Source organism: Vibrio pomeroyi (assembly GCF_024347595.1).
Lineage (GTDB): Bacteria > Pseudomonadota > Gammaproteobacteria > Enterobacterales > Vibrionaceae > Vibrio > Vibrio pomeroyi.
Genome location: NZ_AP025506.1, coordinates 2,295,402 through 2,309,204, shown reverse-complemented (window position 1 = coordinate 2,309,204; position 13,803 = coordinate 2,295,402). Strand labels below are relative to the sequence as shown.

The window sequence follows — 13,803 nt, the reverse complement described above, 5'->3', positions numbered from 1 at the left end:
ATAGGGGTCATTTGTTTGTTGGGTTACAAGATAGTGCTACAACTGATATTTTTCAAGGTAAAGAAATTGGGTTGCTTGTGGATAAGTGGTGGATTGAAAAAAAACTGTAAGTGACCACTAACTGATGAGGTTAGATGTGACTTGATTGTATAAAACTCGGCTTTTAAGGATGCTTTATTTTTGCACTCCCATAAAAAAAAATCCCTTGATCTTTGAACAAAATGAGCGATGGATTTTGGGTGATTAAAATTAAATCTAGGTGGTCAAAATGGAAGCTAGCGCACGAAATTTAGACTGAAAAAAGTCGCAAAGTTATGTTAATTGCAACTCTTTTCATTAGTCTTTTTTACAAAAGGTTTTACGGTAGGGATACTGGTAATTATACAAGCAGTTATTGGGCGGAATTTTGAGTGTGAACGATGTAGTTTACATCGACATTGTGGCCCAAACGGTAGCTGTCAGTCAGTGGATTATAGTGAAGGCCAGTGATGCCTAACTCTTGCAGTGGGGTGTTATCAATCATCTTGATAAGTTCTGCCGGGCGAATGAACTTCTCGTGCTCATGAGTGCCCTCAGGAACGATCTTAAGCAGCTTCTCTGCACCAACAATAGCGAACAGGTAAGATTTGAAGTTACGGTTCAAGGTAGAAAAGAACACGTGACCACCCGGTTTCACTAATTTTGAACATGCACTAATCACAGATTGTGGATCAGGAACGTGCTCTAGCATTTCCATGCACGTTACTACATCGTAAGTTTGCGGATTTTGTTCTGCATGGTCTTCGATGGTGCTTTGGATGTAATCTAGCTTGGTGCCTGTTTCTAATGCGTGAAGACGTGCCACTTCTAGTGGCTCCTTACCCATATCTAGGCCAGTGACTACCGCACCTTCAACAGCCATGCTTTCAGCCAAAATGCCGCCACCGCAGCCAACGTCGAGTACTTTCTTACCAAATAAACCTTCGGTTTTTTCTAGCACGTAATTTAGGCGCAATGGGTTGATTTGATGTAGAGGCTTAAACTCGCCTTCCAGATCCCACCAGCGCGACGCCATGTCTTCAAATTTTTTGATTTCTGCTGGGTCTACGTTCTGTGATTTAGTCATAATCGGCATTTCCAAGTTAAATAATGCATCCATGAAATTGCAGGCATTATAACTTGCCTTTTCGCCCTGACCAGAAGATCTACAATTTTGCTAGTTTATTGGATGTAAAGTGACCATGTTTCAGCAAGATATGATGCGGAGGTGCAATTTCTCATCAATTGATTGGCTACAAGGGTCACAAGATGGTAAAAGGAGAGGGAAAGTGATGCCTCCGTAGGTAAATTTGTGTTATATTTTTCGGTCTTATACGTATTCAAAAATACGATCTGACTATAGAGGGAAAATGGCTCTATGAGCGATCTAGCGAAAGAGATCACGCCCGTAAATATTGAAGATGAGCTTAGAGGTTCATACCTAGACTACGCGATGTCCGTCATCGTTGGTCGTGCCCTTCCAGATGTGCGTGATGGCCTAAAACCTGTACACCGCCGCGTTTTGTTCGCGATGAATGTACTAGGTAATGATTGGAACAAACCATATAAAAAGTCTGCTCGTGTAGTAGGTGATGTAATCGGTAAATACCACCCACATGGTGATAGTGCTGTATACGATACTATTGTTCGTATGGCGCAACCGTTCTCACTGCGTTACATGCTAGTTGATGGCCAAGGTAACTTTGGTTCTATCGATGGCGACTCCGCGGCTGCAATGCGTTATACCGAAGTTCGTATGGCGAAAATTGCTCACGAGCTCCTGGCTGACCTTGATAAGGAAACTGTGGATTACGTACCGAACTACGATGGTACAGAACAAATTCCAGCAGTACTTCCTACAAAAATTCCTAACCTATTGGTAAACGGTGCTTCTGGTATCGCAGTAGGTATGGCTACCAACATCCCACCACATAACCTTGGTGAAGTTGTTGATGGCTGTTTAGCATTTATCAATAATGAAGATATCACTATTGATGAGCTAATGGACTATATCCCTGGTCCTGACTTCCCAACAGCAGCACTTATCAGTGGTCGTAAAGGCATCGTAGATGCTTACAAGACTGGCCGCGGTAAGGTTTACATGCGTTCAAAAGCGGATATCGAAGTAGAGAAGAATGGTAAAGAAACCATTATCGTTACTGAGATCCCTTACCAAGTAAACAAAGCTCGTTTGATCGAGAAGATTGCTGAACTGGTTAAAGATAAGAAAGTAGAAGGCATCAGTGCACTGCGTGACGAGTCTGATAAAGACGGTATGCGTATTGTTATTGAATGTAAGCGTGACGCAGTAGGCGAAGTGGTTCTTAACAACCTATACGCTCAAACTCAACTGCAAACGACTTTCGGTATCAACATGGTTGCGTTGAACAACGGTCAACCACAGTTGTTCAACATCAAAGACATGCTTAAGTGCTTCGTAGACCACCGTCGCGAAGTTGTGACTCGTCGTACTATCTTCGAACTGAAGAAAGCGCGCGACCGTGCACACATCCTTGAAGCATTGTCTCTAGCACTTGCTAACATTGATGAAATCATTGAACTGATCAAGAGCGCGCCAACACCAGCAGAAGCTAAAGTTGGTTTAGTGTCTCGTGGTTGGGATCTTGGTAACGTTGCTTCAATGCTTGAGCGTGCAGGTACTGATGCGGCTCGTCCTGATTGGTTGGAAGACCAATACGGCATCCGCGATGGCCAATACTTCCTAACGGAAACACAAGCACAAGCTATTCTAGAACTTCGTCTTCACCGCCTAACTGGCCTAGAGCACGAGAAGATTCTAGACGAGTACAAAGCACTTCTAGAAGAAATCGCTGAGCTAATGCACATTCTTGCAAGCACTGAGCGTTTGATGGAAGTTATCCGTGAAGAACTTGAAGCGGTACGTGAAATCTATGGCGACGAACGTCGTACAGAAATCACAGCAGCAGTTCATGACATCGACATGGAAGAGCTGATTGCTCAAGAAGACGTTGTAGTAACGCTTTCTAACGCAGGTTACGTTAAGTACCAAATCCTAAGCGACTACGAAGCTCAGCGTCGTGGTGGTAAAGGTAAGAGTGCAACTAAGATGAAAGATGAGGATTACATTGAGCGTCTGCTTGTTGCTAATACTCACGATAACATCCTATGTTTCTCTACTCGTGGTAAGACATACCGTCTGAAAGTTTACCAACTGCCATTAGCAAGTCGTACTGCTCGTGGTAAGCCTATTGTGAACATTCTTCCTCTAGAAGAAGGTGAGCGTATTACGGCTATCCTGCCTGTTTCTGAGTTCTCTAACGAGAAATTCATCTTCATGGCAACAGGCGACGGTACTGTTAAGAAGACATCTCTGGATCAATTCGCAAACGTACGTGCTAACGGCCTAATCGCTGTTAACCTACGTGACGACGATTCACTGATCGGCGTTGACATCACTAACGGTGATAGCGACATCATGCTGTTCTCTAAATCGGGCAAAGTTGTTCGCTTTAACGAGGACAAAGTACGTGCAATGGGCCGTACTGCCTCTGGTGTTCGTGGTATGAAGCTTCCAGAAGACGATCAAGTGGTTTCACTGATTGTTCCTTCTAACGAAGGCGATATCCTAACTGTGACTCAAAACGGTTACGGTAAGCGTACTGAGCTAGCTGAATACCCAACGAAAGGCCGTGCAACGCAAGGTGTAGTATCTATCAAAGTCTCTGAACGTAATGGCCCAGTAGTTGGCGCTGTTCAAGTTGAAGAAGGCGATGAAATGATGATGATCACCGACGCAGGTACACTAGTACGTACTCGCGTAGCGGAAGTAAGCCAAGTTGGTCGTAACACTCAAGGTGTAACACTGATTCGTACTGCTGAAGACGAGAACGTTGTAGGTCTACAACGTATCGACGAAGTAGAAGAAGCTGAGATTGTAGAAGGCGAAGCTGAAGAAGCAAATGCTGAAACTATCAACGCTGAAGTTGCTGAATCAAGTGAAGAGCAAGCATCAGATGCTTCTGACTCTGAAAGTGATAGCGAGCAAGACACTGAGTAATCTCGATTACGCTAAGTAATTAAGCTTACTATTGAAAAAGCCGAGCCTAAGTGCTCGGTTTTTTATTGCCTGTTGTTTGTGGAGAAACGTTAAATACCAATAGCTATACCTTGATCAAGTTTGCTTTGTGGCGAAAGAGGTAGAGTGAATGGTCGGATAAAAAGGGAGAGTAAAATGGATATCTGGTTACTGGTTGCTTTGTTATTGATGAGCCTGTTTTTGGTGGTGATTGTTGTTGCATCAAACAAAAACAGTGGTAACCACAAGGGTAACCTTTTTATATCACTCGCCGCAGTGCTACTCAGTGTCACCGTCTGGTTTCAAATGAAACAAGAACTGCCTCAAGCACCTTCCAATGGCAACGAAAATTACACCACAATAGATTTTCAAGATGAGCTGCAACAAAGCCTTAAGCAAGACCCGAATCAATCTGATTTATGGTTTAAGCTTGGTGGCGTTTATATGCAGAAAGGGGAGTTTGATGCGGCGTTTACCTGCTACGATTACGCGATTCGTTTAGATCCTCAAGCACCTTCAGGCTTGTATTCCGCTAAAGCCACCGCACTTTATTACCTCGGTTCACAAGCGATGAGTGATGAAGTAAACAGACTGCTAGAACAATCTATGGATCTTGATCCGAACGATCGAACAGCCTTGATGTTAATCGCGACCGATCACTTCATCAGTATGCGCTATCAACAAGCGATCGATGCTTGGACTCAAATTCTCGACTCTAATCAGAAGGGAATTGATCGTGTCTCAATTATTCATTCGATCAACCAAGCCAAACAGATGATCCGCTAAGCTTGGCATAATCGCTAGTCGTTAATCGTTTGTCTTTCGTTATTTACTTTCCTGCATTTCAATCAGGCCACCTGCGTTGTGGACTTGAGTAAAGCCTTGAGCCTGCAAGAATTGATAGGCTTGTCCTGAGCGATTACCACTGCGGCAATACAAGACAATCGGTTGGTCTTTATCTATGTTGGCAAAGTGTGTTGCGACCTCAGACAGTGGATAGTTAATGGCGTTGTCTAGATGCCCTTGTTTGAACTCCTCAGGTGTTCTGACATCAACCACCATTGCACCTTTCTCAATTAACTCCCAACCTATATCGGCGCGCTCAGACGCGTGAACGCCAGAACTTAACAGTGCAACGCACAATGCTGAAAGTGAAAGTAAGGTTCTCATTCTTGATTCCTTGAATTAGCGAGTAGATCGGAGGTAGGTATTGATGTGTATTCCCCCAAAACCTAAAAAAACCAGCCACACCTTAATAGTGTGGCTGGTTTTGTTGTTATGGTCTATTTGAAGAAACTAGTATTCGTAGTTCGCTTCACGTTTTTCAGCTTGCTCTTCCCACTTAGGAACAACTGTGTCTAAGAAGTGTTGTTTCTCAGCGTTCATCTTATCCATGTCCATTCCTAGTGCTTTTTGAGCCGCTTCTTTGGTCGAGATATCAGGAATTTCAATAGGGTCAGTGATGCCTTTCTTCGCTAATAGACGAATGATCTTAGTACGAGCATCGGCTGCACGGTCAACGGCTGTACCTAGAACCTCAAGCGCAACTTCTGGTGCATGCATGTGAACACCATGAGACGCGATTGCGTAGTCCCAACGCCATTGAGCGTGACGAATATCCAGTAGGATTGGCTCCATCTCTTGCTCAGTTGCACCTACTTCCCATGCTGCGCCTGCTTCAAAGTGAGCAGCAACGATTTGTTTCTCAGCAGTCAGCTTCATGTTTAGCACTTGAGCTTTACGGCTTGAAACGATATTACGCATGGTCTCTTTCGATTGAGTATGACAGTTGGCACACGTATCTTCGAAGCGGTCAAATGGGTTACCCACTTTATGGTCGGTGTAAACAGTGCCGTCTTCTTTGGTGACTTTAGGCATATGACAGTCAGCACAAACGACTTTGTTCTTACCGTGAATACCTTCACGCCATGTTTCATAGCCAGGGTGCTGCGCTTTTAGCATTGGCGCTTTAGATACCTTGTGCGTCCAATCCTTAAAGTTAATGTCATCATAGTACTCTTCCATTTGCTCTACACGTGTCCCTTTGTCCCAAGGGAATTTCACGCCTTTGGTTGGGCCGGTGAAGTTGTATTCCACGTGGCATTGTGCACAAACTGAAGCTTGTTGGTCTAAACGGCTCTGCTCGTCAAACTTTTTACCAATCGCTTCGAAAGCGCGTTCAACATAAGGACGTGTAACTTTCAGTGCTGGCTCGCCGTTTTTGAACTCATCGCTTTGGGTGTCATGACAGTCAGCACAACCAATAGGGTTGACGATCTCGTTACCAAGACGTGCCCACTTGCCTTCGAAGTAGCCATCTTCACCGCGTTCTTCAATAACACGTGCAACGTCTGGGCTCTTACAACTCCAACACGCCATTGGCATTGGACCTGAGCTTTCGTCGGTCGGACCGCCAGTACGCAAGGTTTGTCTTACATCGTCAATCGCATAGAAGTGGCCGCGCGCTTTGTTGTAGTCTTTTGCGAACCCGTAGCCAGCCCACATGATCACCATGTTTGGATCTTCTTTTAGCGCATCTTCAATAGTTTCACTTTCTGACGTTTGTCTCCATGAGTGATATTGATCAGGGTGGTTTTGCTCGAACTGGTCGTTACGAGGATCACCAATTTCTTTTTGTTCAGACGCAGCAAAACTGGTCGCGCTTGCTAGTGACGCGCTAACCATTAATAGTGCTGTGACGGAATTACGTATCCAGTGCTTTTTCACAGTGATATCTCCAATATACTGATTTTTATACCAAGCGTTGTGAGTTTGCTATTCAAATTAAGAACTGGAGAATTCCTGTTTATATTAATTCATAAATAAACACATTTTGTTACGTGTCGGAAGTTTGCTTGTTTTAGATCAATTAATAGCAGTGACTTTAATCACGTTGAAGTTTATATAACCCTAAAGGGGTATGTGTTAGCTTGTGGAAGGAAGTTTAAGTGATAATTATTATCAAATATAACAAGCAATTACATACTATGCCCTTGTGATAAATAGGGTGATTATGTTCACATATTAACCTTCGAAAATTTCGCATTACCTAATTAGAGGTATATTCTAAATATAGAAAGCGTTGTGGCTTATCCAAAATAAGAATTGATATCATTTAAACGTTAATAATATCGTTTAAGGGTACTTTTGTTTAACCGGAATATTATTTAGTTGAGAGTTAAATAATGCCGGTATAAGGAAAGGATAAAATGGGCAATATTAAATTGGCCATAGTCATAATGCTTAAATCCCTTCTAGCATTCTGCCTCTATGGTTATTCCATTCATGCTGTTGCTGAGCCTGCTGTTACGCCAGTGGGAGAATCAACAAGACATGAAGTCGAATTAATCCGCGACAAAGACTACAAGTGTGTTCAATGCCACAAAGACTCCAAAGAAACGATATTGGGTTCACACGGTAAGAGCGCACACGCTTTACTTGGTCGTGAAGTGAATTGTACCGATTGTCATACCTCTATTGGCCCCGATCACCGTGAAGGTGCACCTGAAGTGGTGAAGTATCGCGCGGCCCAATCACAGCAGGGAACTGAAAAGGTCTTCCTCGATCCTAGCTTAATTCTAGACGCCAATAGCCAATGTATAGATTGTCATAAACCGGATGATCTGCGTGAAGCGAGCTGGACTCACGATGTTCACGCACAGAACTTAACATGTTCAAACTGCCATGATGTTCATGCGACTGAAGCTAAGGTGCTGAGCTTAGATAAAAAGCAAACCATTAAGCTGTGCGTGGATTGCCATTCAGACTTCAACCAGAAGAAAGAAGGGGAGTAATCTATGAGCTGCTCAAGAAGAAACTTTTTAGCTGGCGCAGGCGCTGTGATCTTTACGACCGGGGTTGCAGGAACGGCGGCGGTAACAAGCCGTAAAACGTTGGCTAATGTTCAGGAAGATGGCACTAAGCGCTATGGAATGGTTCATGATGAAACCGCGTGTATCGGTTGTACTGCCTGTACTGAAGCGTGTCGTGAAGTAAATAAAGTGCCAGAGGGTGTATCGCGCTTAGAGATCATTAAGAGCGAACCTCAAGGCGAATATCCAAATGTTGATTACCGTTTTACCCGTAACTCTTGCCAACATTGTGATAATGCTCCGTGTGTGATGGTTTGCCCAACGGGGGCAGCCTATAAAGATGAGAAAACCGGCATTGTTGATGTGCACAAAGAGAAGTGTGTGGGTTGTGGTTACTGCTTATTAGCTTGTCCATATCAAGTGCGCTTTTTCCACCCAGAGAATAAATCCGCTGATAAATGTAATTTCTGCCGTGATACTAACTTGGCTCAAGGGAAGTTACCTGCTTGTGTTGAATCTTGCCCAACTAACGCGCTGATATTTGGCGACTTGAACGACCCTAAGAGTGAGATAAACCAAGTGCTTCAATCGGAAGTGGTTTACAGAGATAAAGCCTACCTAGGGACTCAGCCAAAACTCTATAAAGTGCCACACCAAAAAGGGGAGATTTGATTATGAGTGCATGGGACACAGCTTTTCAGTCTGGTACCGTGGTATGGGACTGGATTATAGCTATCTATCTATTTCTGGCGGGGATGTCGGCGGGTGCCGTCATGATTTCCATTTACCTTAAACGAAAGGTCATTGAAGGCGATCCTGCTCATAATGGTGTGTTAAAGGCGACCGCTTTTCTTGCGCCATTTGGGATCATTTCAGGTCTGTTGATCTTGGTCTTCCACTTAACAAAACCGTTATCCTTTTGGAAGATCATGATCTTCTATAACCCAACGTCTGTGATGTCGATGGGTGTGATCTTATTCCAAGTGTATATGGTGATCTTATTTCTTTGGATCGGCATTATATTCCGAGATCAAATCGTAGTGTTCTTGAATGACCAAGCTTGGTTAAAAGGACGACTCGATTTTGTTGGGAATTGGATTGGCAAAATAGAAGTGTTTGAAAATGCTTTGGAAATATTCTTAGCTATTCTTGCTCTGATGCTTGCCGCTTATACTGGCTTCCTGCTTTCGGCGTTAAATACCTTCCCAATGCTGAATAACCCAGTACTGCCGATTCTATTCTTATTCTCGAGTTTATCTTCGGGTGCGGCTGCGTGTATTTTGTTTGGTGTTTTGGTTTTCAAAGAATCGCCACACAGCATCAGTGTTTCTTGGATTCACGGATTTGAGCGTCCGGTTGTGATGTTCGAATTATTTGTTCTGGTGACTTTCTTGACTGGGCTGGTATTTGCTGGTGGGCAAAGCGAACAAGCAGTGTGGAACGCGATTGGCAGCGGCTTCTGGGCAAGTTGGTTCTGGTACGGCGTTATAGGGGTAGGCATGGTTTTACCCTTGTTACTCAATGCTGTCACGCCAGACTCTATTCGTCATAGTTCGGTGTATATCTTCTCTGTGACGTCTTTGAGCTTAATGGGCGTGTTAATGCTACGAACCTTTGTTCTTTATGCTGGGCAATTAACACTCGCTTAATTCTGCTCAAGTTTGTTAGTGAGTAGATGTTGGATACTGGGCATCTGCTTACTCATTCTTTGTTTCTTTGCGTAAAGAAGCTAACAACGGTTTTACTTGGTTCTACTTAGGTGGAGCCTTATTGAGGTGATATGGTCGGTTCTTTGGGGCTGTTTAGTTTAGTTTTGGTCGCTGTGCTTAGCAGCATTATCGCTGTGCATTCGATTTACCCAATGCTCGCCAAGCAATCACCGAACCTTGGTTTAATTCGCAGCTTCTCTCTTTCAAGCGCACTATTTTCAATTGGCGCTATTATTCTGCTTGGCTATGCCTTTATCAGTGACGACTTCTCTGTTCTGTATGTCGCAGAACATTCTAATACCCAGTTACCTTCCTTTTTTAAAATGGCCGCCGTGTGGGCAGGGCATGAAGGCTCATTGTTGTTTTGGGTACTGACCATCAGCTGTTGGTCCGGTGTTATTGCTTTGCAAAAACGCTACTCAAGAGAATATCAAAGCCGTGTGCTGTGGGTGATGAATGTACTGCTCGCAATATTCGCTTGGTTCACGCTATTTGCATCCAACCCATTTGAATTGAATTCAACCTTGCCACTTGAAGGACGAGACCTTAATCCGATGCTGCAAGATGTCGGTTTGATATTCCATCCGCCGTTACTTTATCTAGGTTATGTAGGGTTTTCGGTTGTACTGGCCTTTGCAGTCGCGGCGTTATTGGTGGACCCGATTGAGTTTGATTGGGTCGCTCATTGTCGAAGCTGGTGTTTAGTTGCGTGGATCTTTTTAACCGCGGGGATCATTCTTGGTTCTTGGTGGGCATATTACGAATTAGGTTGGGGCGGCTGGTGGTTCTGGGATCCTGTTGAAAACGCGAGCTTGTTACCTTGGCTCACTTCAACTGCTTTGTTACATACCTTAGGTGTTGCCAAGGGCAAGCAACAACTGTTGAAGTGGTCTCTGAGTCTTGCCTTCATTACGTTTTGTTTAAGTATTCTCGGCACCTTTATTGTTCGCTCTGGCGTACTCACTTCAGTACACGCCTTTGCGGTTGACCCAAGTAAAGGCATCGCACTGCTACTGATCTTGGTCGTGGTGTTGGTGAGTTCGTTTTCTCTGCTTATTGTGCGTGGTGAATCTTTCGAGTCTAGCCCAATCACACGCTTTGCCAGTAAAACCTTTTTGAGTTTAGTTGCCGTGCTCATATTCGTTTTGGCAACGGCCGTCGTGGTTTTCGGTACTTTCTATCCAATGGTGTTTGAGCTGTTAGGTCTTGGAAATATATCGGTAGGCGCACCTTACTTTAACCTGCTAATAGCACCGTTAGCTTTGTTCGCAATGTGCGTTGTTGGCCTTGCTCCATTGCTCAGTATCAAACCCCAAGCGTCGAAAGGCGTTATGGCGTTAATCGCTCTGCTATCTATTGTCCTCGGATTTACCTGCTATGTTGTGCAAGTAGAGAAGATTCAAGTGATGGCACTGATGACATGGTCACTCGCGTTTTGGGTTGTGTTGACTCATGTTTATGGCTTAGTGGTCACACGGAGTTCTAAATTCCAACGTAAAGTATGGGTAATGACATTCGCACATATGGGTGTCGCTGTATTAGCGGTAGGTGCCGCGATGAACAGTTACCATTCGTTTGAACGCAGTTATAAATTGAGCCCCGGTGAACAGGTTGAGTTTATGGACTGGACGCTTTCTCATCGTGATACTGAGCTTTATGTTGCATCGAACTTTACTGCCGAAAGGGCAGTGCTTGACTTAGAGGCTAATGAACGAAGCTTTTACATCACACCAGAAAGAAGACATTACCAAGTTAGAGTCATGAACATGAGTGAGCCTGCCATGAAGTGGTTCTGGCATGGCGACGTGTATATCACCATGGGTGAAAAAGTGGATTCAACCGCTTATGCATTCCGCGTTCAATATAAGGCTTATGCTCGTTGGATTTGGTTCGGTGGATTGATATCTGCTTTAGGTGCGTTGCTCTCATTGATTTATCGTAAAAAGAAAACCGTTAAGGCGTCACAGTATGAATACCAGCGTTCGTAACAAACTCATCACGCTTATTGTATTGGCACTGATAGTGGTGTTGGCATTTTTGTTCGCGCTTGATAACAAGCAGCAAACCACCACAGTATCGATGCAGCAGAGATCGTTCCCTGAATTTACATCGGCAGCGTTAGCCAATAGCGAAGGCATCAGAGGGCAACAAGAACTGACGCGAACGGATATTACTGAGCACTCTTATCAGTTGGTGAATGTCTGGGCGTCATGGTGTGGTATCTGCAAAACCGAACACGCCTTTTTGCTCAAACTCCACGATAAAGGCATTCCTATTGTTGGTCTTAATTACCGAGATAACTCAGCTGCCGCTATTAATGTGTTGTCGAACGATGGAAACCCATATTCAAAAGTCATTAGCGATCCTCAGGGGAAGTTAGCCTTGGAGTTAGGGGTCATCGGTACGCCGGAGACATACTTGGTTGACGCTGACGGCCAAATCATTAAGAAGCTACTGGGTGTGATTAATGAATCCGTATGGCAAAACGAACTTGCCATGTACTTTAATGGTGAGATTGGATGATGAAGTCTTTAATACAGATAGTCGTAATCTTGTCTGCAGTTATTATTATTAGCTTTCCGACCATAGCAGAAGAGTTGTTTACAGCCAGTAATAAAGAGACAAGCATTCAAGTTGAACTGTTTGAGTTCGAAAGCCCTGATCAACAGCAGCGTGCTATTAGCTTGGCAAAAACGCTGCGCTGCCCTCAATGTCAGAATCAAAACCTGATTGAATCGAACTCGCCGATAGCAAAAGATTTACGTCTTGTTGTGTTTAATATGGTGAAAGAAGGGAAGAGTAATAATGAAATTACTCAATATATGACAGAGAGATTTGGCGAGTTTGTGCTTTATAAGCCAGCTATGAACGCTTCAAACCTATTACTTTGGCTTCTACCAAGCCTATTATTTCTCTTATTTATATATTTATCAGTAAAAAGTGTTAGAAAGAGCTCATAAAAAATGTGTATTACTGTTTACCAATTGACCTGTATTTTGTAACATTAAAGGATTATAAAGGCTAAGCACTGTTATATAAGGATGTATCTGTGGATAACGTAATCTCAAATTTAAAGAAAGAGTTCCATACTCATGTCCAGTCAGACAAGTGGGCAGAAAAATACAGTGCGAAGTCGAGCATTTCTACACTTACGCAAGAAGAGCTCACTGAATTAGAAAATGCTTGGGTTCAGCTTGTCATTTGGAAGCAAACTCAAGTAAGTTGAGCGTTCTGTAAAAATACAGTCTTAGTCGCAAGTGATTAATTTATAACCCCACATTGACCACCTCAATGTGGGGTTTTTTCTTATCTGGATAATTAATTGTTATATTATAACAATTTGTTCGTGGTCGACCTTGAAAAAAATTGTTAACAGCCTCATAGTGTCTATCATTAGATAGTCCACTACAAAATATTGCCTAGACATATCCTGTAGTGTCGTTAAATACATCGAATTTTCAAGTGAGTATAGCTATGGCGGAAGTGCGTGCCAGAATAGATTTCAAAGTAGGGGTAACAAGCAGTATCGATGCTGAACTTCTGTCTTTTCATGGGTTGAAAACAGATAAAGAGCATGTGGCTGTGATATTTAAATCAGCAGACAAGACACAAGACATACCTCTTGTTCGTATGCACTCTGAGTGTCTTACTGGTGATGTTTTCCATTCTTCTCGTTGTGACTGCGGTGAGCAACTAGACGAAACCATTAGAATCATGGGTGAAACGGGCGGTGTGATTCTTTATCTGCGCCAAGAAGGTCGTGGTATTGGTCTATACAACAAGATTGATGCGTACCGTCTTCAAAGCGAAGGGATGAACACTTACGAAGCGAATAACCACTTAGGTTTTGGCGATGACTTACGTGATTTCACTGAAGCGGCAGAAATGCTGCGTGCTTTGGGGACCACAAAAATTCGCTTAGTGACCAACAATCCTAAGAAAATCAATGAACTTAAAGAGTTTGGTATTGAGATTGCAGAAGTAGTGAACACCTCTGCTCACATTAAGTCGGGTAACGAAAGCTACTTGAAGGCCAAAGTCTCACACGGTAAGCATAATCTGGATATCTGATTAGCCATCTTTGTTGCGTATAACACAAAAATGTTCAAAGACCTCACAAATGTGAGGTTTTTTTGTATTTATCTTGCAATAAAATTGTAAGTTTGTATTATTCAAATCCGTAGTGTAAATGATAATGGTTTGCACT

Annotated in this window: 13 protein-coding genes; 10 read left to right on the top strand and 3 right to left on the bottom strand. The window is 43.4% G+C overall.

Going from position 1 to position 13,803, the window contains the following annotated elements; genetic code table 11:
* Positions 1–391: 391 nt before the first annotated feature.
* Positions 392–1,138 (bottom strand): bifunctional 2-polyprenyl-6-hydroxyphenol methylase/3-demethylubiquinol 3-O-methyltransferase UbiG, encoded by a 747-nt coding sequence (gene ubiG, locus OCV12_RS10080; RefSeq protein ID WP_261884576.1) that lies wholly within the window; start codon positions 1,136–1,138, stop codon positions 392–394.
* 258 nt (positions 1,139–1,396) lie between these two features.
* On the opposite strand from ubiG, the gene gyrA reads away from it, so the two are divergent.
* Both gyrA and OCV12_RS10070 read left to right on the top strand, forming a co-directional pair.
* The gene (gyrA, locus tag OCV12_RS10075) at positions 1,397–4,057 is read left to right on the top strand and encodes a DNA topoisomerase (ATP-hydrolyzing) subunit A (RefSeq protein ID WP_261884575.1); all 2,661 of its coding nucleotides are present in this window, start codon (positions 1,397–1,399) and stop codon (positions 4,055–4,057) included.
* A gap of 174 nt (positions 4,058–4,231) precedes the next feature.
* Positions 4,232–4,861 (top strand): tetratricopeptide repeat protein, encoded by a 630-nt coding sequence (locus tag OCV12_RS10070; RefSeq protein ID WP_261884574.1) that lies wholly within the window; start codon positions 4,232–4,234, stop codon positions 4,859–4,861.
* Between the two features lie 39 nt (positions 4,862–4,900).
* Here OCV12_RS10070 and OCV12_RS10065 read toward each other — a convergent pair whose 3' ends face one another.
* On the bottom strand, positions 4,901–5,245 hold the full coding sequence (locus OCV12_RS10065) for a rhodanese-like domain-containing protein (RefSeq protein ID WP_261884573.1): 345 nt from the start codon (positions 5,243–5,245) through the stop codon (positions 4,901–4,903).
* 126 nt (positions 5,246–5,371) lie between these two features.
* Positions 5,372–6,802, bottom strand: a complete 1,431-nt coding sequence (gene nrfA / locus OCV12_RS10060) for an ammonia-forming nitrite reductase cytochrome c552 subunit (RefSeq protein ID WP_261884572.1) — start codon at positions 6,800–6,802, stop codon at positions 5,372–5,374.
* 482 nt (positions 6,803–7,284) lie between these two features.
* On the opposite strand from nrfA, the gene nrfB reads away from it, so the two are divergent.
* The 8 genes from nrfB to OCV12_RS10020 all read left to right on the top strand — a co-directional run bounded on the left by nrfB (position 7,285) and on the right by OCV12_RS10020 (position 13,667).
* Entirely contained in the window at positions 7,285–7,869 is a 585-nt protein-coding gene (gene nrfB / locus OCV12_RS10055; RefSeq protein ID WP_123301150.1) for a cytochrome c nitrite reductase pentaheme subunit, read from the top strand.
* A gap of 3 nt (positions 7,870–7,872) precedes the next feature.
* A complete protein-coding gene (gene nrfC, locus OCV12_RS10050) occupies positions 7,873–8,559 on the top strand; it encodes a cytochrome c nitrite reductase Fe-S protein (RefSeq protein ID WP_017632059.1) in 687 nt (228 codons plus the stop codon).
* Positions 8,560–8,561: 2 nt separating this feature from the next.
* Complete coding sequence (nrfD, locus tag OCV12_RS10045; RefSeq protein ID WP_261884571.1) at positions 8,562–9,536, top strand: cytochrome c nitrite reductase subunit NrfD; 975 nt, start codon at positions 8,562–8,564, stop codon at positions 9,534–9,536.
* Positions 9,537–9,667: 131 nt separating this feature from the next.
* On the top strand, positions 9,668–11,584 hold the full coding sequence (locus OCV12_RS10040; RefSeq protein ID WP_261884570.1) for a heme lyase CcmF/NrfE family subunit: 1,917 nt from the start codon (positions 9,668–9,670) through the stop codon (positions 11,582–11,584).
* The gene (locus OCV12_RS10035) at positions 11,565–12,119 is read left to right on the top strand and encodes a DsbE family thiol:disulfide interchange protein (protein WP_261884569.1); all 555 of its coding nucleotides are present in this window, start codon (positions 11,565–11,567) and stop codon (positions 12,117–12,119) included. The genes OCV12_RS10040 and OCV12_RS10035 overlap by 20 nt, the downstream gene beginning before the upstream one ends.
* Complete coding sequence (gene nrfF / locus OCV12_RS10030) at positions 12,116–12,556, top strand: heme lyase NrfEFG subunit NrfF (protein WP_261884568.1); 441 nt, start codon at positions 12,116–12,118, stop codon at positions 12,554–12,556. The genes OCV12_RS10035 and nrfF overlap by 4 nt, the downstream gene beginning before the upstream one ends.
* 89 nt (positions 12,557–12,645) lie before the next feature.
* Positions 12,646–12,822, top strand: a complete 177-nt coding sequence (locus OCV12_RS10025; protein WP_176680958.1) for a hypothetical protein — start codon at positions 12,646–12,648, stop codon at positions 12,820–12,822.
* A 209-nt stretch (positions 12,823–13,031) separates the two neighbouring features.
* Positions 13,032–13,667 (top strand): GTP cyclohydrolase II, encoded by a 636-nt coding sequence (locus OCV12_RS10020; RefSeq protein WP_390904523.1) that lies wholly within the window; start codon positions 13,032–13,034, stop codon positions 13,665–13,667.
* Positions 13,668–13,803: the final 136 nt, after the last annotated feature.